This window comes from Streptomyces litchfieldiae (genome assembly GCF_031845365.1).
Lineage (GTDB): Bacteria > Actinomycetota > Actinomycetes > Streptomycetales > Streptomycetaceae > Streptomyces > Streptomyces litchfieldiae.
The window spans coordinates 126,321-148,942 of record NZ_JAVREL010000012.1; the positions used below are offsets into that span (position 1 = coordinate 126,321).

Here is a 22,622-nt window from a genome sequence, read left to right on the forward strand (position 1 = left end):
CGGCGCCCCTCAGTAGTGGTTGCCGGCGCGGCGGCGACGGGCGAGGAACAGATAGCCGATGGTGCCGGCGACCGTGATGCCGCCGCCGACGGCCAGCGCGGTGGCCTGTGCGCCGCCCCCGTTCCCGGCCCCGGCGCCGCCGCCGAAGCCGGCCGAGGCGCCGCCGCTGGGCGTGCCCGAGGTGAACGTGAACGACGTGCTGAGGGTGACGCCGTCGGTGCAGCGGACGGTGACGGGGTAGGTGCGGCCGACCTGGAGCCCGCTGGTCCTGATCCGGCCGGTGCCGATCCACTGGCTGTTGCTCTGCCGCAGGGTGATGCTCTGCTGGAACGCCTCCGAGGTGGCCGGGCCGCTGGGCTGGCAGGACGACTTGACGGTGACCGTGGTACCGGCGCCGCCGGAGCTGGGCGAGATGGTGAGGGGTGACACGTTGCCCGCGGCGGGCCTGGCGTCGTCCTGGGCGAGCGCGGGACCGGCCAGGCCCAGGCTCAGCGCGGTGAGGGCGACGGCCGTCGCGGACAGGCGGCTGGCGGAACGGTGCAGGGACTTCATGGGATGAGTGACCTCCGGTCGTCTGCCGTACGCGAGGTGGCGTGACGGGTTGTCACTCATGCGAACAGTGTGTGACCGTGCGCGCATCCCGAGGAGGTCTCTCCGGGTGCTTCGTTGCTCCGCACGAAGGAGCCCGGCCGCCTCCGGGGGAAGGGGCGGCCGGGCCGTCTGAGGGGCACTCAGGTGCCCACTTTCTCTTCGTGTGTCCGGTCTCTTCGGGTGTCCGGAACTCCCCGGTCTCTCCCGCTACTTGGTCTCCAGGTCCCGGCGGCGGAAGCCCAGCAGGCCGAGCCAGACGAGCCCCGCGGCCAGCGCGGTCATGACCAGCAGCGGCGTCCACTCCAGGTCGGCGGCCGGCACCTGCGGCACGTGGCCGATGGGCGAGAGGTTGCTCAGGGCGTCCGGAAGGTCGGTCAGCTCGCCCAGGTAGACGACGAAGAACGCGTAGGCCGGCACGACCCAGGCCGCCGCCGACGCCTTGGGGAACCACCCGAGCAGCGTCACCGAGATGCCCGCCGTCACCCACAGGGCGGGCGCGTAGGCCAGCGACGCCCCGATGAGCTTCCACATCAGGTCGCCGTCGTCCGCCGAGGCGGCGCCGGAGATGCCGAAGCCGACTCCGGCCAGCAGCATGATGAGCGTGCCGCCGATCAGCGCGACGGTCAGGTGGCTGCCCACCCAGCGGGTGCGGGACAGCCCGGTGGCCAGCACCGGCTCGGCCCGGCCGCCCGTCTCCTCGGCGCGCGGCCGGAGCGTGGCCATCACCACATAGGCCGCGGCGACGATGGCCAGGAGGGACATGACGACGGAGGCGAACGACTCCACGATGTCGCCGCCGAGCCGCTCGACGGTCTCGCGGAGCTGGTCGTTGTCCTCCAGCAGCTCCTCGGCGTCGCCCAGGATCGAGCCGTACATCAGGCTGAACAGCGCGGCACCGGCGGCGAAGCCGATCAGCACGCCGCGGTGCAGCCGCAGCGCGAAGCCGACCGGGCGGGCCAGGGCGTCGCTGGCCGTGGGCCGCCCGGGGCGCGGCGGGCGCAGCCCGGCGCCGACGTCGCGGCGGGTGCTGAGGAAGAAGCCGGTGGCGATGGCGCCGACGATGAGCCCGAGGTTCAGCAGGAGGGGCCACCAGCGGTCGTCGACGTAGACGTAGGTCCGCTGGGCCCAGCCGATCGGGGAGAGCCAGGAGAACGCGTCGGTGCCGACGTCGCCGACCGCCCGCAGCGCGTACGCGACGCCGATGGCGGCCATGCCGAGGCCGGAGGCGCCGCGTGAGAACGCGGTGATCTGCACGGTGACGGCGGCGATGGCGGCGAAGCTGATGCCGATCGCGGCGCTGGTCGCGCCGTAGAGCACCGAGCCGCTGCTCGTGATGCCCGCCAGGTCCTGGCTGCCGAGCCCGGCTGCCAGCAGCAGGGCGAGCACCAGGTTGGCGGCGACGGCCACGGTGAGCGCGGCGGCCATGTGGGCGTGCCGGCCGACCACGTTGGAGCGCAGCAGCTCGGCGCGGCCGGTCTCCTCCTCGGTCCTGGTGTGCCGCACGACCGTGAGCACGCTCATGATGGCGACCATGATGCCCATGAAGCCGATGAACTGGTGGCCCGTCATGGCGCCGAAGTTGTACTCGCCGCTGAGGTAGTGCTCCGGGCCGGACATGGCGAGCCCGGCCGGGCCGCCCAGGGTGTCCTTCATCGAGGCCCAGTCCTCGGGCTCCGGGTAGGACGACTCCAGGCTGGAGACCGAGGAGAGGGTGACGAGGAACAGCGCGCCGATCCACACCGGCAGCCGGATCCGGTCCCGGCGCAGGTTGAACCGGAGGAGCGCCCCGGTGCCCGCCAGCGCGTTGCCCCGTCCGTGCGACTGGGGGGCGGGCGCCGTGTCGGGGGGGCGGGTGGCGGTCGCGGCGGTCATCGCGTCGCTCCGGCGTGGTGTTGTCCGTTGCCCTCCAGGGCCCCCAGCTCGTCGCCGTAGTGGCGCAGCATGAGCTCCTCCAGCGTCGGCGGGTGGCTGACCAGGCTGCGGACGCCGAACTCGGAGAGCTTGCGGACGGCGGCGTCGAGATGGGTGCCGTCGACGCTGAAGTGGAGCTGGCCCTTCTCGGTGCGGATGTCGTGCACCCCGGGCAGCTCGGCCAGGCCCGTGACCGGCTGGTTCGTCTGGGCCTCGATGGTGGTGCGGGTGAGGTGGCGCATGTCCTGGAGCGTCCCGGACTGCACGATCTTGCCGAGCCGGATGATGCTGATGCGATCGCACAGCTTCTCCACCTGGGCCAGGATGTGGCTGGAGAGCAGCACGGTCTTGCCCGCCTCCTTCGCCTCCGCGATGACGTCCTGGAAGATCACCTCCATCAGCGGGTCCAGGCCAGCGGTGGGCTCGTCCAGGAGCAGCAGCTCGGCGTTGGACGCGAGGGCGGCCACCAGGGCGACCTTCTGCCGGTTGCCCTTGGAGTAGGTGCGGCCCTTCTTGGTGGGGTCGAGGTCAAAGCGCTCGATGAGGTCCTTCCGGCGCTCCCTGTCCAGGCCACCGCGCAGCCGGGCGAGCAGGTCGATGGCCTCCCCGCCGCTCAGGTTCGGCCACAACTCGACATCACCGGGGACGTACGCGAGCCGTTTGTGGAGCTGCACCGCGTCGTTCCACGGATCGCCGCCGAGCAGTTCGGCGGAGCCGGAGTCGGCGCGGAGCAGGCCCAGCAGGACGCGGATGGTCGTCGACTTCCCGGCGCCGTTGGGCCCGAGGAAGCCGTGCACCTCGCCGGTCTCCACCTCCAGGTCGAGACCGTCCAGAGCGCGGGTCCGGCCGAAGGTCTTCACCAGGCCGGAGACGGTGATGGCGTTGGTTGCCTTGGTCATGTTCTGAACCTACAGTTGTTTCACAAATTTGTGAAGCTAAGGAAGCGTCAAAATGTGAGGGAGGGAATGGGAGGATGGCACGGTGATTGATCACAATCTGATGTCACGAAGAGCGGATGATCAGCCCTTGGGCGAGCCCTACACACCGGACATGGCGGCCTTCGTCGAGCGGTTCGCCGCCGACATGACCGAGGCCGGCATGCAGCGGATGGCCGCCCGGGTCTTCGCCTGCCTGCTCGTGTCGCAGGAGGAAACGCTCAGCTCCGCCGAGCTGGCCGAGCGCCTCCAGATCTCACCGGCCGCGATCTCCGGCGCCGTGCGCTACCTCGCCCAGGTGCACCTGGTCAGCCGGGAGCGCCAGCCCGGCTCCCGCCGGGAGCGCTACCGCCTCCATCACGACCTCTGGTACGAGGCGATGGCCAACCGGGACACCATCCTCAGCCGCTGGACGACCACCATGCGCTCCGGGGTCGAGGTGGTCGGCGACGGGTCGCCGGCCGGCCGGCGGATGTCCGAGGCGGCGGAGTTCCTGGAGTTCCTCCAGCGTGAGATGAACGACATCCTCGACCGCTGGCGCGCCCGCCACCACGGTGACCGGCCGCCCGCCTGATCAGGCGGGCCCGCCGGCGGGCACCGTCAGACGCAGCGCCCCCGGGCGCACGGTCCAGGTCCTGGCCCGGGTCGGGCCCTGGTCCAGCGCGTCGGCGCGGTAGCTGAACGCCGGACCCGACACGGTCACGGACGTGGCCCGCGCCGACAGTTCGGCCCCGGCCGGGCTCGGCCGCACCACGACCTCCGCCAGCCCGTTCGCCGCCCGCACCGACACCCCCGCGACCGGCCGGTCCACATCCGCCAGCACCCGGCCGTCCGCCTCCACCCGCAGCCGCTGCCGCGGCCGGTGCACCGTGCGCCACCACAGCCCCGTCGCCCCCGAGGAGCGCGACCTGGGGGCCGGGATCCCCAGTGGCCCCAGCACCACCCCGCCCGCGTCGTCCGTCAGCATGTCCAGCCGCCGGTCCGTGCCCGTGAGCACCGCGCGCGACGCGGCGACGGCGTCCGTCGGCACGCCCAGCGCGCGGGCCACGGCCACCGAAGGGCCCGGCCCCACCGGCACCATGGCCAGCGGGCTGGTGCCGAGTTCGCCGGTGCGATGCAGCAGCCGCACCGCCCGCAGCAGCGCGCCGTCGTCGCCGACGATCACCACGCGCCGGCCGTTCCTGCGAGCCAGCACCCGCGTCAGCGCGTGCGGTCCCTCCAGCACGCATACCTTGACCTCGCCCGCCCCCGCGCTCAGGACATCTCTGGCGATCCGCACCGATTCCCCGTCCGTCCGCCGCGCCGTCGGGTCGATGACGATGAGCACCTGACTGTTCGCCTCCCGGCTGCGTCTCCCGTAAGCTCTCTGTGCAAGAGCCCCTGTCGCGATTGCGCCAGGGGTTTCGTCGATCCGGGGCAGCCCTTGCGTAGATGCCCCGCTCGAAAGGGGTGTACGCCTGTGCCCGCACTCGTGCTGCTCGGCGCTCAGTGGGGTGACGAAGGCAAAGGAAAGGCCACCGATCTGCTGGGTGGCTCGGTGGACTACGTCGTGCGCTATCAGGGCGGCAACAACGCCGGCCACACCGTTGTCGTCGGGGACCAGAAGTACGCGCTGCACCTGCTGCCGTCCGGGATCCTCTCCCCGGGATGCACCCCGGTCATCGGCAACGGCGTCGTCGTCGACCCCGCGGTGCTGTTCACCGAGCTGGACGGCCTGGGCGCCCGGGGCGTGGACACCTCGCGCCTGCTGATCAGCGGCAACGCCCACCTGATCACCCCGTATCACCAGACGCTGGACAAAGTGTCCGAACGCTTCCTGGGCAAGCGGAAGATCGGCACCACCGGCCGCGGCATCGGCCCGACCTACGCCGACAAGATCAACCGCCAGGGCATCCGCGTCCAGGACCTCTTCGACGAATCGATCCTGCGCCAGAAGGTCGAGGCCGCGCTCGACCACAAGAACCAGATCCTCGCCAAGCTCTACAACCGCCGCGCCATCGCCGCCGACCAGGTCATGGACGAGCTGCTGGGCTACGCGGACCGGCTGCGGGACTACGTCAGCGACACCGTGCTGGTCCTCAACCGCGCGGTGGACGAGGGCAAGGTCGTCCTCTTCGAGGGCGGCCAGGGCACGCTGCTGGACGTCGACCACGGCACCTATCCGTTCGTCACCTCGTCCAACCCGACCGCGGGCGGCGCCTGCACCGGCTCCGGCGTGGGACCGACGAAGATCAGCCGCGTGATCGGGATCCTCAAGGCGTACACGACGCGCGTCGGCGCCGGCCCGTTCCCCACGGAGCTGCTGGACGAGGACGGCGAAGCGCTGCGCCGCATCGGCCGCGAGTTCGGCGTGACGACCGGGCGCGACCGGCGCTGCGGCTGGTTCGACGCGGTGATCGCCCGCTACGCGACCCGGGTCAACGGCCTGACGGACTTCTTCCTCACCAAGCTGGACGTGCTCACCGGCTGGGAGCGCATCCCGGTCTGCGTGGCCTATGAGATCGACGGCCGGCGCGTGGAGGAACTGCCCTACAACCAGACCGACTTCCACCACGCCAAGCCCGTCTACGACTATCTGCCGGGCTGGACCGAGGACATCACCAAGGCGCGCTCCTTCGAGGACCTGCCGAAGAACGCGCAGGGGTACGTCCGGGCGCTGGAGGACCTCTCCGGTGCCCCGATCTCGGCCATCGGCGTCGGCCCCGGCCGCGACGAGACCATCCAGATCAACTCGTTCCTGTAAGGGGCGGTACAACGGCCGCGGGCCGGGCGCGTGTTCACCACGCACCCGGCCCGCGCCCGTTCGCGCTCGACCGCCGGGGCCGCTCAGCCGGTCAGGGCCGCGGTGAACCCGCCGTCGTCGCCGCCCCACGGCTCGAACCGCAGCTCCTCGGCCTCGGACAGGTACTCCACCTCGTCCCAGGAGATCGTGTAGGCGGGCAGCGGGTCGCAGTCGCCCGACGTCGCCTCGCCCGGGCCGACCTTGATCGACACATCGTCGTCGGCCCGCGACACCATCAGCGCCTCCCAGGTGCAGGAGTCGCTGGAGTACGTGACGGCCAGCTCGCCCGCCGACGCCGAGTACTCGAAGGTGATCCCGTACTCCGACGAGGTGTAGGCGTTGTCGTAGATGGCCAGCGGGATGCCGTCGCCGTCGGTGCCGAGCGACGCCATCTGGAGGTGCGCGGAGAGCGACCCGGCGGTCCACGTCAGGCCGCCGTCGGAGTTGACCTCGATGGTCTGGTCGCCGTAGGGCTCACAACGGGAGGAGTCCGTGGACGGCGAGGTGCTGGTGATCCCGGTGCCGGTGATGGCCAGCCCGCCGTCGGAGGAGACCAGCGAGGATTCCTCCGTGCACAGCAGGGAGTTGAGCAGGGTCCACTGCGTGGTCACCGTGTCGCCGGCCGAGCCCTCGTTGATCTCGATCCGCTGGAACCAGCCGTTCGGGTCGCCGTTCTCGTCGAGGACCTCGCCCTCCCAGGCGCCGATGTACTCGTAGCCGACGGTGGCGTCCTCCTCCGGGTCGGTCGGCGGGTCGGTCGGCGGCTCGGTGGTCGGGTCGGTCGGCGGCTCGGTCGTCGGGTCGGTCGAGGGGCCCGCGGTCGGACTCGGGTCCGGGTCCTCGTCACCGCCGCTCATGGCGACGACGGCCACGCCCGCCGCGAGCACGAACACCGCGACCGCGGCCACGATGATCCACGTGATGTTCTTCCGCTGCCCGCCGCCGTGCCCGTGCCCGGGGCCGGGGCCGCCCGGTCCGCCCGGGCCACCGGGGCCGGGCGGGTAGCCACCGCCGTACGGGCCCTGCACCTCCGGCACCGGCGACCCGTAGCCGGGGGTGCCCGCCGCGTGCGGATAGCCGTAAGCGGGATTGTTCTGCGCCTGCGGATAGCCGTAGCCGCCCGGCGGGACGGCCGCGGCCGAGGTCATCGTCGCCATGCCGTCCACGCCCGCGTTCGGCGGCGGCGGGCTCGGCGGCGGCGTGGCCGGGACGCTGTACTGCGTGGGCGTCGGCGGCGCCATGGGCATGCCGGAGGGCGGGGGCGGGCTGGGTATGGAGGAGGGCGGAGCCGGCGTCGGCGGGACGTTCGGCATGGCCGGCGGCGGCTGCATCGCCGGCTTCGGCGGCGCCTGGAGCGGGTCCTCGGAGTCCAGCAGCTCCACGGCGTGCCGGCCGAGCTTGGCCACCAGCGCGCCCGGCAGCCAGGGCTCCTCGTCATCGTCGTCGGACTCGGTCAGCGCCAGCAGCTCCTCCAGCGAGGGCCGGTCACCCGGCTCCATCGCGAGGCAGCGCTCGATCAGCGCGCGGATGCCCTCGGGCACGCCCGACAGATCCTGCTGGCCCTGCACGATGCGCAGCATCAGCGCGGTCATCGCGCTGTTGGCGTCGCCGAACGGAGTCGAACCGGTGGCCGCGAAAGTGAGCACAGAGCCGAGGCAGAAGATGTCGCTCGCGGCGGTCAGCACCTCGCCGCGGCACTGCTCGGGAGACATGAAACCGGGCGAGCCCACGGCGGCGCCGGTGCGGGTCAGGCCCTCGCCGCCGGCCTCCAGGGCGCGGGCGATGCCGAAGTCGATGACGCGCGGGCCGTCGATGGTGATCATCACGTTGGACGGCTTGAGGTCCCGGTGCACCAGGCCCGCGGAGTGAATGTCGCGCAACGCCTTGACCAGGCCGTTCGCGAGGATGCGCAGCGAACGCTCGGGCAGCCGGCCGTAGGTGTGCGCGACGACCTCGTGCAGCGACGGGCCGGCCACGTAACCGGTCGCCACCCACGGCGTCCCGGCCTCGGTGTCACAGTCGAGGACCGGGGCCGTCCACTCGCCGCCGACCCTGCGGGCCGCGTCGACCTCCTGCTGGAAGCGGCGGCGGAACTCCGGCTGCGCCGCGAGCTCCGGCTGGACCAGTTTGACGGCCACCGTGCGCCCGCGGTCGGAGCGGGCGAGATAAACGCTGCCCATTCCGCCGGCGCCCAATTTCCCCAGCAGCCTGTATTGGCCGACTCGTTGAGGATCAGTTGGCCCGAGCGGTTTCATGCTGTGCTACTCCTCTTCGCTCCGGTAAGCCTCATGAGAATACGGGCGCCTGTACACACCGAGGAGGACAGAGTCCGAACCGTGATCGGTTCCCGGTCCGGCCGTACGGCCCGGGCCCGTGTCAACTCGTGACATGGGGCACACCTAATCGTTGCGTTCGTACTCGGCCGGGTCCTTGTCCGGCTCGTCGAGCCAGACGATCTTGATCGTGTCGTCGTCGCCCTCTTCGTGCCAGAGCCGGAAGCCCGCGTAGACCTCGCAGTTCGCGCCCTCGCCCGTCTCGGCCAGGGTGTCCGGGCCGAGCGTGATCTCGCGGTCGCCGGTCTGGACGAGGTGATTCTCCCAGGTGCAGGTGGGCTCGCCGTTCTCGGTCCTGGCGTAGCGCAGGACGGGCTCGCCGATCGAGCCCTGGGAAATGGTGAGGATGTCCTCGCCGGCGATGTCGTTCTCGCCGTCCTCCCACTCGTCCCGCCACTCGCCGAGCAGCGTCGTCGGAACGTTCTCCTCGGAGGCCGCCGGGGCGGGGGTGAGCGTCGCCTGCTGGCTGTTGTACGTCCACTGCATCTCCTGGCCGTCCGGTGACAGGCTCAGCGTCTGGACGGTCGGATTGTCGCGGCAGGTCTCGTCGATCTGGTCCTGCGGCACGCTCCAGTTGGACTGCTCGGTGAACGCCAGCGTGTCGGTGAACGTGTCCAGCCGCACTTCGTAGGCGCACAGAATGCGGGGGCTGAGCGTATAGGCGGCGCCGATGATCTCGCCCTCGGCTCCCTGGCCTATCTCGAAGCGCAGCTCGCGCACCTCGCCGCTCTCGGTCGTGTACTCGCCCTGCCAGGCGCCGAGGTAGCCCTCGTCGACGGCCGTGTCGTCGCCGCCGTCGCCGCCGGTGGCCTGGATCGCGACCACCACGCCGAGGATCGCCATCACCACGAGCACGGCGATCACCGAGACGATCGGGACCACGCGCCGGGGCCGGCTCGGCGGCTGGGTGGTCTGGTTGCCGGTGCCGTAGGGCGAGGGTCCGAAGCCGCCGAGGGAGGGGATGGACGGCTGTGCCGGCCGGTAGGCGCCGCTCGGCTGGGAGTAGGGCGAGGGAACGGGCGCGGGCCGGGGCTGGGGCGACGCGGAGGAGGGCCACGAGGGCGCGAGCGGCGGGGCCGGGGCGGGCGGCGTCGGCCCGGAGTCGGCGGCGGTGGGACCGACGGCCTCGCCGGCCCGGGCGGAGTCGGCGGGCGCGGCCGGGGGGATGACCGGGTTGTCGGTGCGGCTCTCGGGGTTCTCCGAGTCGAGCAACTCCACGGCGTGCCGGCCGAGCTGGGCGACCAGCGCGCCGGGCAGCCAGGGCTCGCGCGAGCCGTCCGGGGCGGTGGCGGCGAGGAGTTGGTCGATCGAGGCCCGGCTCCCCGGGTCCTTGGCCAGGCAGGCGGATATGAGCCGGTGCAACTCCTCGGGCACGCCCGTGAGGTCGGGCGCCTCCTCGGCGATGCGGAACATCAGGATGTGCACGCCGGAGTCCAGCGCGCCGAACGGGGTGCGCCCGGTGGCCGCGTACGCCAGCAGCGAGCCGAGGCAGAAGATGTCGCTGGCCGGGCTGAGCCGCTGGCCGCGCACCTGCTCGGGCGACATGAAGCCGGGGGAGCCGACGGTGGCGCCGGTGCGCGTGACCCCCTCGCCGGGCGCCATCTCCAGGGCGCGGGCGATGCCGAAGTCGATGACGCGCGGGCCGTCGATGGTGAGCAGCACGTTGGACGGCTTGAGGTCCCGGTGCACCAGGCCCGCGCCGTGGATGTCGCGCAGGGCGTGCGCCAGGCCGTTGGCCAGCAGGCGCACGCTGCGCTCGGGCAGCGGGCCGAAGTCGCGGCCGACGACCTCGTGCAGCGAGGGCCCGGCGATGTAGCCGGTAGCGACCCAGGGGGTGGCGGCCTCGGTGTCCGCGTCCAGCACGGGGGCGGTCCAGCGCCCGCCCACCCGGCGCGCCGCGGTGATCTCCTGCGCGAACCGCCGTCGGAAGTCGGGCTCCTGGGCCAGCGCGGCCCGGATCGTCTTGACGGCGACCGTGCGTCCGCGCTCCGAACGGGCCAGGAACACTTGACCCATGCCGCCCTCGCCGAGTCTGCCGAGCAGGCGGTACTGCCCAATGCGGTTCGGGTCCTGTGGCATCAGCCGTTCCATGTGGAGCAGACTCCCCCGATGGTGTCGTTGGTTGCCTCACCGAGGATAGAGGTGAACGCCTCGGTGTCCTATGCGGGTCCGCGCGCGGTGATCCGGGCGTGCTGCATGGCGGTCAGCCGCCGGACGAACAGAACGGCGGTGAGCACCGCCAGCAGGCACCACACCTGCTCGACTGTCCCCAGAGTGGCCCGGGTGCGGGCCGACGCGTAGGTGTCCGCCTCGTGCCAGCGATCGGCGCTGACGAAGGCCGTGAAGAGCAGGTAGCCCAGCGACAGCGCCCACCAGAGGGTGACCAGGGCCGTACGCGGGTGTGGCGCCGAGTGCGAGGCGCGCCAGATGTCGTCGGCGATCTGCTTGGGCAGCACGAGGTTGGCGACCGGGATGAGCCAGAACAGCAGCGCGCGGCTGCGCCGGTAGCGGATGCGGCCGGGCGCGAACGCCTCGGCGTTGCGGCGGACTTGCCAGAACCAGTACAGCCAGACGGCGACGATGGCCAGTTGAACGGATCCCCAGACCACCTCGAACGCGTCCAGCGTCGTCTTCCGGCTTTCCGCCGCCTCGTTGTCGTCGAGGTCGCCGAAATAGGGCGTGTCCACCTGCCATTCGTCGAGGTCGCCGAGCAGTTGGAGGTGCAGCATCGCCGCGATCGCCGCGACCACCGCCAGCGCGGCGAACAGCGCTGTCAGGAGGTTGGCCGCGCCGGACAGCCGGCGCGGCTCGGGCGTCGGCTCGGCCGGTGCCGGCGGGCCGGGCTGCGGCCAGACCGCGCCATAGGTGGTGGGCGGCCGGATGTGGACCGGCGGCGCCTCCAGATAGGTGGGCGGGTGGACCGGGGCGCCGGGAACGAGCGTCGGCACCGCGGTCCCGGGCATCGCGGGCGGCGGCGTCGCCGGGCCGGGGACCGTGGGCGGCGGGCCGCCGCCGGCCGCGGGGTCCTCGCTGTCCAGCAGCGCCACCGCGTGCCGGCCCAACTGCGCCAGCACCTCGGCGGGCAGCCACGGGCCCTCGGGCACGTCGGCGCCGGTCCGTTCCAGCAGCGCGGCGATGTCGGGGCGGTCCTCCGGGGCCTTGGCCAGGCAGTCGGAGATCAGCTCGCGCAGCGCCCCGGGCACGCCGTCGAGATCCGGCTCCTCTTCCACGATGCGGAACATCAGGGCGTGGCCGCCGCTGTCGCCCGTTCCGAACGGCAGCCGCCCGGTGGCCGCGTAGGCCAGCACGGTGCCCAGGCTGAAGACGTCGCTGGCCGGGGTGAGCCGCAGGCCGCGGATCTGCTCGGGCGACATGAAGCCGGGCGAGCCGATGACCGCGCCGGTCCGGGTCAGGCCGCCGGAGGTGCCGCCGTCCAGGGCGCGCGCGATGCCGAAGTCGATGACGCGCGGCCCGTCGATGGTGATCATGACGTTCGCCGGCTTGAGGTCCCGGTGGACCAGCCCGGTGCGGTGGATGTCGCGCAGCGCCTGGACCAGCCCGAAGGAGAGGAACGCCAGCGAGCGCTCCGGCAGTGGGCCGTGGTCCTCCGCCACCACCTGGTGCAGCGTGGGCCCCGCGATATAGCCGGTGGCGACCCAGGGGGCGGGCCCCTCGGTGTCGGCGTCCAGCACGGGGGCGGTCCACTCGCCGCCCACGAGCCGGGCGGTGGCCACCTCCCGGGCGAACCGCGCCCGGAAGTCGGACTCCCGCGCCAGCGCAGGCTGGATCGTCTTCACGGCCACGGTGCGCCCGCGTTCCGAACGGGCCAGATAGACCTGGCCCATGCCGCCCTCGCCGAGCCGGGCGAGCAGGCGGTATCCGCCGATGGCCCGTGGGTCTCCGGGCGCGAGCGGTTGCATGCGGCTGGTCCTCCCCCGGGTACGCGCGATCAGGTGGCGACGAGGATACGGCCTCCGGGACGGTCGGGCAGCCGCGCGCGGCCGGGGAGTTGGTCAGTTGGCCAGGCCGTCCAGCGTTTCGGACAGCCGGGTCAGCGCGTCCAGCGTCCGGGCGAACTCGGCCTCGCCGCCGAGCGCTTCGCACAGCCGGGCGGCGAACTCCGCGTGCCCCGGCCCGATCCGTTCCACCGCGGCCCGGCCCTCGGCGGTGGGCGTGAGGAGCTTGGCGCGGCGGTGCGCCGGGTTCGGCTCGTAGGCCGCGAGGCCGCGGTCGACCAGCAGGTCCGCGATCCGCTGCACGCTCTGCCGGGTGATGCCCATGGCGCGCGCGATGCCGGCCACCGGCAGCGGCTCGTGCAGCACCGCCCCCAGCACCTGCCACCACGCGGCGGTCAGCCCGGCGGGCCGTGCCAGCCGCTCGGCCACGGACAGGAACTGCCCGTTGAGCCGGAAGACGGCCAGCGCGGTCCCGGACAGCAGCGGCTGGACGCCCCGTTCGCCCGGGGCAGGCCCCTCCTCGTCCGGCGCGCTCATCCGGCCGCCGCCACGATCTCGTACGCCGCCGCGTCGGAGTGCGCGTACAGCCGGAACCAGGCGTCCAGCACATGGGGCTCCAGCACGCCGAGCCGGGCCAGGATCTCCCGGGCGAACGCCTCGGGGTCGGTCGGCCCGGCGGTGATGACGTCGCCGTCGGTCACCGCGTCCGCGTCCCGGTACCGGTCGCCGCCCGCGTAACCGCTCATCGCCAGCACCTGGGCCGCCGCGCCGGTGTGCGCGCGGTCGTCCAGCAGCCCCTCCCGGGCCAGGCCGACGGTCGCGCCGCAGATGGCCGCGACCGGCACGCCCGCGGCCAGGAACGCGCGCGCCGCCCGGCCGAACGGCGCGAGCGCGTCGCCCGTCAGCCACAGGTCCGCGCCGGGCAGGATCAGCAGCTCGCTGTCCTCGGGCCGCAGCTCCTCCAGCGTCATGTCGGGCAGTATCCGCAGCCCGCCGATGGTGGTCACCGGCTCCGGTGTGACGCCGACGGCCACCACCCGGTGGCCGCGCCGGTTCAGCTCGGCGATGGCGTGGCCGGCCTCCCAGTCGGCCAGCGTGTCGTAGACGGCGAGGTGGACGGTCGGGGTCTGCGCGTTCTCAGTCATGACAGCAGGCTGTCATATGGGCAGCATGCTGTCAAATGGGTGGGGCTAGGCTGGACCGCCGTGATTCAACGGAGCACCTTGCGCGAGCAGCTCGCCGACGCGCTGCGCGAAGAGATCCTGGCCGGACGGCTCGCCCCCGGCGGGGAGTTCACCGTGCGGGAAATAGCCGAGCAGTACGGCGTTTCGGCCACGCCGGTGCGCGAGGCGCTGGTCGATCTCTCCGCGCAGGGCCTGCTGGAGGTCCAGCAGCACCGCGGCTTCCGGATCAGACGGTTCTCCCTGGCCGACTTCCGGCACATGATCGAGGCCCAGCGGCTGGTCAGGGACGGCATCCTGCACAGCGAGCCGGGCTTAAGCCCACCGCGCGTGATGCCGGAGGCGTTCACCTCCATCCGCCGCCGCGCCGCCGCCGCCCGGCAGGCCGCGCTCGCCGGTGACCTGGACATCCTCATCGCCTATGACCTGCGCTTCTGGCGCGAGCTGGACGGGCTGCTCGGCAACCCGCACATCGGCGACTTCCTGGACCGGCTGCGTGTCGCCTGCTGGGCCTTCACCGTGCCCCTGCTGCGCCGCCAGACCCGGCTGGCCGGCCGGCTGTGGGCCGGCCACCTCGAACTCGCCGACGCCGTGGAGCGCCGCGACACCGCCGAGATCGCCGCCCTGCTCGCGGCCCAGCGCGCCCACGTCCTGGCGCTCGCCGCACAACTCGCCGACGCCTGAGTCGGCTTGGAGGCTCTACGCTGGCCGCATCACCCGTCCGAGAGAGAGCCGTTACGTGGCCTGTGACCTGTGGCTCGTCCCCCTCGTCGATGTGCTGTGCCACAGCCCCGACAACCCGTTCGCCGAGGAGCTCGCCGAATACGACCGGGCCCTGGCCGAGGCCGGCCTGCCGCCGGTGCCGGTCTACGGCTACGTCCCCGGCATGTCCGGCACGGTCGCCCCGATCGCCGGCTTCGACTACGCCGCGCTGCATCTGCTGCGCCGCGCCTACCTGCTCCAGTTGAGCGGGCTCCCGGTGACCCCGGCCGACGAGCTGGACGGCGACTACCAGCAGCTCCTGGAGATGTTCGAGACCAGCGCGCAGCAGGCGCACCTCGTCTGGCACTTCGACCACGCGGGCGCGTACGTCCCGGTGGACTTCCCGCACCCGCTGGTCAACGAGTCGCTGCTGGCCGGCGGCGGGCCGCTGGGCTCCAGCCACGGGCTGCTGCGCGAGCTGGAGGCGGTGGCGCCGGTGCTCGACATCAACCCGCTGAACCCGCCCCCCGCGCCCGACCCGCCGACCCGCCCCACCCGCCTGGAGGAGCCGGCCGCGCTCCCCGGCTACGGCGAGGGGCCGTTCGCCCGGGAGCGCCACGTCTGGCTCGGCCTGCACGCGGCGGCCACCCGCAGCCTGGCCCAGGGCTCGATGATCGTTTTCAGCTGACCTGCCTCAGGCTGCCTCAGGCCGTCTCGGGCGGGCGCTGGCGCGGCATCGTCGGGCGCATCCCGGGCTGCGGCTCGCCCGGGAAACGGGGCCGGCGCGGCGGCGGGCCGGGCGGCGCCGCGGGCGTCCGCGCCGGGTCGGCGACGGTGGTGCCGCACGGGCCGAACTCCCGCATCCAGTCCGCCGTCTCGACCCGCACCAGCTCCGTCACGTCCTCCGAGAACCGCCGCAGCACCCCCAGCCGCCGCTCGGCGGCCTCCTCCTCGCCGCCGTCCCGGATGCTCTCCGCCGCCCAGTCGTACCGCAGCGTCTCCAGCCGCCGCCGCACCGCCTGCGCCGTCGCCACGTCGCGCATCCAGCCCGAGGTCAGCCCCAGATACCGGTCGCAGGCCACGCACGCCGCGGCGGCCAGCAGCGACAGACAGCCCCACCGGCCGTCGATGCCCAGCAGCGGCAGCACCGCGCCGCCCGCCGCCCCGAGCAGCGCGCCGCAGCGCAGCAGCCGGGCGGCGCGCCGTTTCCCCACGCGGGCGGCCAGATACCACTCGGCGGTGCGCAGCGCCTCGGCCTCGGCACGGGCGTAGAGCGGCGCCAGCCGATCGGCGCCGTCCGCCCCCTCCGGCTGCATCTCCGGCTGGCTCACCCTCGCACTCCCAACGACGACCCGACGGCATACATCCACAAAACGAACCCCGACGACGGGCGGGGAGGCACCTTTGTAGCCGTGTTTCAGGCCGGCCGGACCCGCCCGCCGCCGGGCGCGGTGACCGGTACACCGGCCGCGTTTCCGGCCAGAAGGAGCGGGCGGTGAGGTGTCCGGCATGCCGCCCCCTCACCCGAAAGAGTGCGCCGGCGACGGCCGCCGTTAGGCTGGGGCCCCGTGAGAATCCTTGTCATCGGCGGCGGTGCCCGCGAACACGCCCTGTGCCACGCGCTCGCCCGCGATCCCGCCGTCACCGAACTGCACTGTGCCCCGGGCAACGCCGGCACGGCGCAGGTGGCGACCCCGCACCCGGTGGACGCCCTGGACGGCGCCGCGGTCGCGGAGCTGGCCGGCCGGCTGCGCGCCGAGCTCGTCGTTGTCGGGCCCGAGGCCCCGCTGGTGGCCGGCGTCGCGGACGCCGTGCGCGCCGCGGGCATCCCGGTCTTCGGCCCGTCGGGGCAGGCGGCCCAGATCGAGGGCAGCAAGGCGTTCGCCAAGGAGATCATGGCCGCCGCGGGGGTGCCCACCGCCCGCGCGTATGTGTGCACGACCCCGGGGGAGGCCGACGCCGCGCTGGACGCGTTCGGCCCGCCGTACGTCGTGAAGGACGACGGCCTGGCGGCCGGCAAGGGCGTCGTCGTCACCGAGGACCTGGCGCACGCCCGCGCGCACGCCCGGTCGTGCGAGCGCGTCGTCATCGAGGAGTACCTCGACGGGCCGGAGGTGTCGCTGTTCGCGGTCACCGACGGCGAAACCGTCGTCCCGCTCCAGCCCGCCCAGGACTTCAAGCGCGCCCACGACGGCGACGCCGGCCCCAACACCGGTGGCATGGGCGCCTATTCGCCGCTGCCCTGGGCCGATCCGAAGCTGACCGAGGAGGTCCTGGACACCGTTCTGGTGCCCACCGTCGAGGAGATGCGGCGGCGCGGCACCCCGTTCTCCGGGCTGCTCTACGCCGGGCTGGCGCTCACCTCGCGCGGGGTGCGCGTGGTCGAGTTCAACGCGCGGTTCGGCGACCCCGAGACCCAGGTCGTGCTGGCCCGGCTGCGCACGCCGCTGGCCGGGCTGCTGCACGCCGCCGCGACCGGCGAGCTGGCCCAGTTCCCGCCGCTGCGCTGGGACGACGGCGCCGCCGTCACCGTGGTGATCGCCGCCGAGGGCTATCCCGAGTCGCCGCGCGCCGGGGACCCGATCGAGGGCCTGGACGAGATCGCCGCGCAGGACGGCCCGGGCGCCTATGTGCTGCACGCCGGCACGCGCCGGGACGCGGAGGGGCGCGTGGTCAGCGCGGGCGGGCGCGTGTTGTCCGTGACGGCGACCGGGCCGGATCTCGCGCAGGCGCGGGCGCTGGCCTACCGCTCCGTCGACCGGGTCCGGCTGGCCGGCTCGCACCACCGGACCGACATCGCGATGAAGGCGGCCGGTTCGGTTCCGTCCTCTCCCCAAAGCCCCACCATCGAGTGACGAATCCGGTGACTCACTGACGAGCCACCCACGCCCAACTAGGGTGCGGCGCAACGTCTTCGGCCGTGTCATCCGTCCTTCCGGGGGTACCCGCGCGTCCTACGACGATCGGCTCACCGCGCGTTGCGGTGTCGGTCGCCGGTGCGACAGTGGGCACAACGGCGGGTGACCGGCCGGGCGCCGTCGGACAGCGGAGGGCAGGGGCATGGTGCAGCGCACAGCGCGGAACGCCGCACTCTCCGCACGCGACCACGCGCTGGCCGTGCTCCGCGTGCGCAACAGCGCGCTGGCCCTCGCCCTGCTGCCCGCCGCCGTCGCCGCCGTGCTCTTCGCGGCGGGCGCCGCCGGGGCCGCCGGCGCGCTGCGCTGGCCGATGGCCGCCCTGGCGGGCGTCTGCGCCGCCGTGGCCGCCGCCACCGGCGCGCTCATCGCCCGGGCCCGCCCCGCCGTCACGCCCACCATCGAGGTGCCCGAGCGGGCGGCGCCCGCCCTGCACGGCCTGATACGCGACCTGGCCCACTGCCTCGATGTGCCGCCGCCCAGCGGCATCGCCCTCACCCCCGACTGCGACAGTTGGCTGGAGGAGCCGCCCGGCTCGGCCCCCGACGCGGCAGGGCGCCCGGCCCCCGTGCTGGTCATCGGCTCGCCGTTCCTGTGGTGGATGCGGGTCGCCGAGCTGCGCGCGGTGCTCGCGCCCGTCGTCGCCGGCACCGGGCCCTCCGGCCACCCCGACATCGCCTCCGCCCGCCGCTGCGTCCGCGCCTGGGACGCGACGGCCGGCCTGGCCGCCGGGGTCTCGGCCCTGCGTCACCCCCTGCTGGCCTTCGCCGGCCGGGTGGCCCGGCTGCTGCTGCGCGTCTCGGCGGCGCACGGCGCGGAGATGGAGCGCGGCGTCGCCGTCGCCGCCTCCGCGCGCGCCCAGGACGTCGACCAGGGTCTGCGGATCGCCGCCCAGGAGCAGGTCGGGCTGGCCTACGCGGGCTGGGACCGGCTGCTCACCCGCGTCGCGATGCCGGCCTGGCGCATCGGCCGCTGGCCCCGGCGGCTGGACGCCGGAGTGGTCGCCGCCCTCACCGAGCTGTCCCGCCGCGACCGGCTCGCCGACGGCTTCGCCGCCCGGCTCGGCGAGCGGCCCGCCTGCGATCTGCTGGAGGAGCCCGGCGCGGTGGACGAGGAGATCTCCCTGCTCGCCGCCCGCCTCTTCCACGGGGGGCCGGCCGGCCGCCGCGCCGACTGGGCGCCGGTGGACTGGGCGGCCTATCCGGAGGAGGTCGTGGACCGGATCTGGCGCGACCGCGCGGCCCGGCTGTTCACTGTCCTGGACGCCGCCGAGACGCCGACCCTGGCCTGCGCCCTGGAGCGCCTTGCCGAGGCCGCCGTCGCCGACAGCACCGAGACGCTGGCCGCCCGGCTCGGCGCGGACGCCGCCTGCTCCGGGGGGTACGACGGCCCGCCCGGCGGCGCGCCGCTGGCGTTCCCCCCGGCGCCGCCGCGCAGCGACCGGGAGGTGCTCGTCGAGCATGTCTGCGCCGCGGTCTGCTGCGCCGCCGCCGACACCACCGGCGCCGCCCCCGGCCTGGACTGGCTGGACGGCCCGGTGCTGCTCGCCGACGGCCACCGCCGCCAGGACCTGTTCGCGCCGGTGCACAGCCTGGTGGACGACGGCGACCCCGGCCCGCTGCGGGACTGGCTCACCGGCGCCGGGGTCCGCGAGGACAAGCCTGTGCGGCTGGTGTGAGAGGGCGGCGATTCCCTCCCGCGAGGGCTCGACACACTTCGCCCCCGGGGCCAATATCAGGCAATCACCCCCACACGACGCGGTGACGAGCGGTGACCCCTCGCTCGCCAGCTGTGATGTGCTGGGATCCGGCACGGCCCGGGGTGCAGGGAGGGGAGCTTGAGAGAGAGCACGGAGCATGTCCGGCGCTGGGAGTCCGGCGCGCTCACGCACGCGGTCTCCGATCCGTTCGGCCAGGGCCCGCTGCCCTGGGAGCGGGCCGGCGAGGGACCGCGCGCCGGCGCGGCTTCCCCCGCATGGGGGTCCCCCCTGGGGGCACCTCCCGGACGGAGTCCGGGGGAGGAGTCTGGGGGAGGGAGGTACCCCCACCCGAGCGCCCGGCGTCCCGCCCGGCCGCCGGTCAATCTGCGCGCGGCCGACGACGTGGGCTGCCAGATCAAGGGCTTTGTGACGGAGGGCGTGGCCGCGCCCGGCGCGACGCTGGACTTCCGCGTCACGGTGGACCCGCCGCGGGAGTTCACCATCGACGTCTACCGCATCGGCCACTTCGGCGGCGAGGGCGCCAAGCTGCTGCTGAGCAGCCCCAAGCTGATGGGCATCCGCCAGCCGCCGCCGCTCGTCGCGGGCCGCACCGTCTCCTGCCACCACTGGTGGCTGTCCTGGCGGCTCCAGGTGCCGCCCGACTGGCTGCCGGGCTGCTATGTCGCCGTACTGACCACCGCGGACGGGGAGTTCCGCTCGCACGTCCCGTTCACCATCCGCGACGACCACCCGGCCGACCTGCTGCTCGTCCTGCCCGACGTCACCTGGCAGGCGTACAACCTGTTCCCCGAGGACGGCCGCGCCGGCGCCAGCCTCTACCACGCCTGGGACACCGGCGGCCGGCTGCTCGGCGAGCAGAACGCGGCCATCACCGTCTGCTTCGACCGCCCCTACGCGGGCTCCGGGCTGCCGCTGCACGCCGGGCACGCCTACGACTTCATCCGCTGGGCCGAGCGTTACGGCTACGACCTGGCCTACGCCACCGCGCGCGACCTGCACGCCGGCCGCGTCGACGCCTCCCGCTACCGCGGCCTGGTCTTCTCCGGCCACGACGAGTACTGGTCGGAGCCCATGCGGCAGGCCGTGGAGACCGCCCGGGACAACGGCACCTCGCTGGTGTTCCTCTCCGCGAACACCATGTACTGGCAGGTGACGCTCGCGCCGCTGCCCTCCGGCGACAGCGACCGGCTGCTGAGCTGCCGCAAACGCCAGGGCCCGGGCCGGCCCGCCCTGTGGCGCGAGCAGGGCCGGCCCGAGCAGTTGCTGCTCGGCATCCAGTACGCCGGCCGCGTTCCCCGCCCGCATCCGCTGATCGTGCGCAACGCCGGCCACTGGCTGTGGGAGGCCACCGGCGCCCGGGAGGGCGACGAGCTGCCCGGCCTGGTCGCGGGCGAGGCCGACCGGTACTACCCGCGCACCCCGCTGCCCGACTCGGTCAGCCGCGTCCTCCTCGCGCACTCCCCGTACCGGGACGTGTCGGGTGCCCGCCGCCATCAGGAGACGTCGCTGTACCGCGCGCCGAGCGGCGCCTGGGTGTTCGCCTCGGGGACGTTCGCCTGGTCCCCGGCGCTGGGCCGGCCCGGGCACGTCGATCCCCGCATCCAGAAGGCCACGGCCAATCTGCTCGACCGCATCTGCAAACGCGACTGAGCCCGCCGCGTGCACCCGGTACCGGAAGGGAGGGCCGCCTGCGGGACAATGGACGGCGCCGCCCCATCGACCCACGTTGCCCAGGAGGCGCAGTGCCAGGATTCGTTGAGAAGCCCGAGCCGGTCCAGGTCCCGGGGCTGGTGCACCTGCACACCGGGAAGGTCCGCGATCTCTACCGGACGGAGTCGGGCGACCTCGTGCTCGTCGCCAGCGACCGCGTGTCCGCGTTCGACTGGGTCCTGGCCACGGAGATCCCGGACAAGGGCCGCGTCCTGACCCGGCTGACGCTGTGGTGGTTCGACCAGTTGGCCGACCTCGCGCCCAACCACCTCATCTCCACCGACCCGCCGCCCGGCGCCCCCGACGACTGGGCGGGCCGCGTCATGGTGTGCCGCTCGCTGGCGATGATCCCCGTCGAGGCCGTCGCCCGCGGCTACCTCACCGGCTCCGGCCTGCAGGAGTACGAACGGGACCGCACCGTCTGCGGCCTCGCGCTGCCGCCCGGCCTGGTCGACGGCTCCGAGCTGCCCGCGCCCCTGTTCACGCCTGCGACCAAGGCCGCCGTCGGCGACCACGACGAGAACGTCAGCTACGAGGAGGTCGCCCGCGAGGTCGGCGCCGACACCGCGGCCCAGCTTCGCCAGGCCACCCTCGCCCTCTACGGCCGGGCCCGCGACATCGCCCGGGACCGGGGGATCATCCTGGCCGACACGAAGTTCGAGTTCGGCCGCGCCCCCGACGCCGGCCCGGACGACCCGCTGATCCTGGCCGACGAGGTGCTCACGCCCGACTCGTCCCGGTTCTGGCCCCGGGACACCTGGCAGCCGGGCCGGCCCCAGGAGTCCTACGACAAGCAGTTCATCCGCGACTGGCTGACCTCCCCGGCCGCCGGCTGGGACCCCACCGCCGCCACCCCGCCGCCCGCGCTCCCCGAGGAGATCGTCGACGCCAGCCGCGCCCGTTACACCGAGGCGTACCGTTTGCTCACCGGCGTCGCCTGGCAGTAGGGCCCCCGCCGGGCGCGGTGAAAACGGCTGGCCCCGCGCCGCCGCGCCCGGCCACGATGAACGGCATGTGGGGGCATCTGGTCGAACGGCACACCATCCTGTCCGTCGTGGTCGGCTCACGCGCGTTCGGACTGGCCGTCGCCGGCTCCGACACCGACCGGCGCGGCGTCTATGTCGCGCCCACCGAGGACTTCTGGAGCCTGACCAAGCCGCCCACGCACCTCGACGGCCCCGAGCCGGAGCAGTTCAGTTGGGAGGTCGAACGGTTCGCCATGCTGGCCCTCACCGGGAACCCGAACCTGCTGGAGGTCCTGTACAGCCCGCTGGTCGAGCACATCACCCCGCTCGGCGCCGAACTGCGCGAGCTGGCCCCCGCGTTTCTCTCCCGCCGCGTCCACCGGACCTACGGCGCCTTCGCCAGGAGCCAGCTCGCCCGGGCCCGGGCGGACGCCGAGCCCCGCTGGAAGCCGGTGGCGCACATGCTGCGCCTGCTGGCGGCGGGCGCCGCCCTGCTGGAGACCGGCACCCTGACCACCGACACGGGCCCCGACCGCGACCGGCTGCTGGCCGTCCGCCGCGGCGAGCTGACCTGGCCGGAGATCACCGCCTGGCAGGAGGCCCTCGGCGTCCGCCTGGACCGGGCCCTGCCGGACAGCCCGCTGCCCGTCGATCCCGACACGGCCCGCGTCGAGTCCTGGCTGCACTCGGTCCGCCGCCGCTCCCTCTCCGGAGAAGGTCCCTAGGGCCTGTATCGAGTTCCCGGTCGGATCAGCCCGCGGCGTCAGACGCGGTGCCCCCCCAGGCCCTTGGGGGCCTGGGAGGTACCCCCAGCAAGGCACCGGATCGCAGCTCATACCCGGCCGTATTCGCGCGATTCGGCTGGGGGCACCTCCCAGACGGAGTCTGGGGGAGCGGCGAGGTGCCGTGACTGGCGTCGCG

19 protein-coding genes are annotated in these 22,622 nt (G+C 73.8%); 9 read left to right on the plus strand and 10 right to left on the minus strand.

Annotated elements, in window-relative coordinates; genetic code table 11:
- Nucleotides 1-9: 9 nt before the first annotated feature.
- From RM590_RS20730 to RM590_RS20740, 3 genes are all read right to left on the minus strand, one after another.
- Entirely contained in the window at nucleotides 10-612 is a 603-nt protein-coding gene (locus RM590_RS20730; RefSeq protein ID WP_311706147.1) for a hypothetical protein, read from the minus strand.
- A 186-nt stretch (nucleotides 613-798) separates the two neighbouring features.
- A complete protein-coding gene (locus RM590_RS20735) occupies nucleotides 799-2,463 on the minus strand; it encodes an ABC transporter permease (RefSeq protein WP_311706148.1) in 1,665 nt (554 codons plus the stop codon).
- Entirely contained in the window at nucleotides 2,460-3,401 is a 942-nt protein-coding gene (locus tag RM590_RS20740; RefSeq protein ID WP_311706149.1) for an ABC transporter ATP-binding protein, read from the minus strand. The genes RM590_RS20735 and RM590_RS20740 overlap by 4 nt, the downstream gene beginning before the upstream one ends.
- Before the next feature lie 127 nt (nucleotides 3,402-3,528).
- Here RM590_RS20740 and RM590_RS20745 point away from each other — a divergent pair, with 127 nt between their 5' ends.
- Nucleotides 3,529-4,011 carry a GbsR/MarR family transcriptional regulator gene (locus tag RM590_RS20745; RefSeq protein ID WP_394813916.1) on the plus strand — a complete coding sequence of 161 codons (483 nt, stop codon included), beginning with the start codon at nucleotides 3,529-3,531 and terminating at the stop codon, nucleotides 4,009-4,011.
- On the opposite strand, the gene RM590_RS20750 is transcribed toward RM590_RS20745, so the two are convergent.
- Nucleotides 4,012-4,764, minus strand: a complete 753-nt coding sequence (locus RM590_RS20750) for a diacylglycerol kinase family protein (RefSeq protein ID WP_394813917.1) — start codon at nucleotides 4,762-4,764, stop codon at nucleotides 4,012-4,014. It lies immediately after the preceding gene.
- 132 nt (nucleotides 4,765-4,896) lie between these two features.
- On the opposite strand from RM590_RS20750, the gene RM590_RS20755 reads away from it, so the two are divergent.
- On the plus strand, nucleotides 4,897-6,180 hold the full coding sequence (locus tag RM590_RS20755; RefSeq protein ID WP_311706150.1) for an adenylosuccinate synthase: 1,284 nt from the start codon (nucleotides 4,897-4,899) through the stop codon (nucleotides 6,178-6,180).
- An 83-nt stretch (nucleotides 6,181-6,263) separates the two neighbouring features.
- On the opposite strand, the gene RM590_RS20760 is transcribed toward RM590_RS20755, so the two are convergent.
- The 5 genes from RM590_RS20760 to RM590_RS20780 form a co-directional block, all read right to left on the minus strand.
- Nucleotides 6,264-8,474: a serine/threonine-protein kinase gene (locus tag RM590_RS20760; RefSeq protein WP_311706151.1), complete on the minus strand. Its 2,211-nt coding sequence runs from the start codon at nucleotides 8,472-8,474 to the stop codon at nucleotides 6,264-6,266.
- 144 nt (nucleotides 8,475-8,618) lie between these two features.
- Nucleotides 8,619-10,643, minus strand: a complete 2,025-nt coding sequence (locus RM590_RS20765; protein ID WP_311706152.1) for a serine/threonine protein kinase — start codon at nucleotides 10,641-10,643, stop codon at nucleotides 8,619-8,621.
- A 68-nt stretch (nucleotides 10,644-10,711) separates the two neighbouring features.
- Nucleotides 10,712-12,472: a protein kinase domain-containing protein gene (locus RM590_RS20770; RefSeq protein WP_311706153.1), complete on the minus strand. Its 1,761-nt coding sequence runs from the start codon at nucleotides 12,470-12,472 to the stop codon at nucleotides 10,712-10,714.
- Nucleotides 12,473-12,565: 93 nt separating this feature from the next.
- Nucleotides 12,566-13,045: a MarR family winged helix-turn-helix transcriptional regulator gene (locus RM590_RS20775; RefSeq protein WP_311706154.1), complete on the minus strand. Its 480-nt coding sequence runs from the start codon at nucleotides 13,043-13,045 to the stop codon at nucleotides 12,566-12,568.
- Nucleotides 13,042-13,653 carry a DJ-1/PfpI family protein gene (locus RM590_RS20780; protein WP_311706155.1) on the minus strand — a complete coding sequence of 204 codons (612 nt, stop codon included), beginning with the start codon at nucleotides 13,651-13,653 and terminating at the stop codon, nucleotides 13,042-13,044. The genes RM590_RS20775 and RM590_RS20780 overlap by 4 nt, the downstream gene beginning before the upstream one ends.
- 63 nt (nucleotides 13,654-13,716) lie before the next feature.
- Here RM590_RS20780 and RM590_RS20785 point away from each other — a divergent pair, with 63 nt between their 5' ends.
- Nucleotides 13,717-14,373 carry a GntR family transcriptional regulator gene (locus tag RM590_RS20785; RefSeq protein WP_311706252.1) on the plus strand — a complete coding sequence of 219 codons (657 nt, stop codon included), beginning with the start codon at nucleotides 13,717-13,719 and terminating at the stop codon, nucleotides 14,371-14,373.
- Between the two features lie 55 nt (nucleotides 14,374-14,428).
- Nucleotides 14,429-15,079 (plus strand): hypothetical protein, encoded by a 651-nt coding sequence (locus RM590_RS20790; RefSeq protein WP_311706156.1) that lies wholly within the window; start codon nucleotides 14,429-14,431, stop codon nucleotides 15,077-15,079.
- Between the two features lie 16 nt (nucleotides 15,080-15,095).
- Here the strand turns inward: RM590_RS20790 and RM590_RS20795 are convergent, their stop codons facing one another.
- Nucleotides 15,096-15,722, minus strand: coding sequence for an SLATT domain-containing protein (locus tag RM590_RS20795; protein WP_394813918.1), 627 nt, complete (start codon nucleotides 15,720-15,722; stop codon nucleotides 15,096-15,098).
- 237 nt (nucleotides 15,723-15,959) lie between these two features.
- Here RM590_RS20795 and purD point away from each other — a divergent pair, with 237 nt between their 5' ends.
- The 5 genes from purD to RM590_RS20820 all read left to right on the plus strand — a co-directional run bounded on the left by purD (nucleotide 15,960) and on the right by RM590_RS20820 (nucleotide 22,426).
- The gene (gene purD / locus RM590_RS20800; protein WP_311706157.1) at nucleotides 15,960-17,246 is read left to right on the plus strand and encodes a phosphoribosylamine--glycine ligase; all 1,287 of its coding nucleotides are present in this window, start codon (nucleotides 15,960-15,962) and stop codon (nucleotides 17,244-17,246) included.
- Nucleotides 17,247-17,451: 205 nt separating this feature from the next.
- Nucleotides 17,452-18,984 (plus strand): hypothetical protein, encoded by a 1,533-nt coding sequence (locus RM590_RS20805; protein WP_311706158.1) that lies wholly within the window; start codon nucleotides 17,452-17,454, stop codon nucleotides 18,982-18,984.
- Between the two features lie 159 nt (nucleotides 18,985-19,143).
- Nucleotides 19,144-20,676, plus strand: a complete 1,533-nt coding sequence (locus RM590_RS20810; RefSeq protein ID WP_311706159.1) for a N,N-dimethylformamidase beta subunit family domain-containing protein — start codon at nucleotides 19,144-19,146, stop codon at nucleotides 20,674-20,676.
- 92 nt (nucleotides 20,677-20,768) lie between these two features.
- Complete coding sequence (locus tag RM590_RS20815; protein WP_311706160.1) at nucleotides 20,769-21,683, plus strand: phosphoribosylaminoimidazolesuccinocarboxamide synthase; 915 nt, start codon at nucleotides 20,769-20,771, stop codon at nucleotides 21,681-21,683.
- Between the two features lie 65 nt (nucleotides 21,684-21,748).
- A complete protein-coding gene (locus RM590_RS20820; RefSeq protein ID WP_311706161.1) occupies nucleotides 21,749-22,426 on the plus strand; it encodes a nucleotidyltransferase domain-containing protein in 678 nt (225 codons plus the stop codon).
- Nucleotides 22,427-22,622 lie beyond the last annotated feature (196 nt).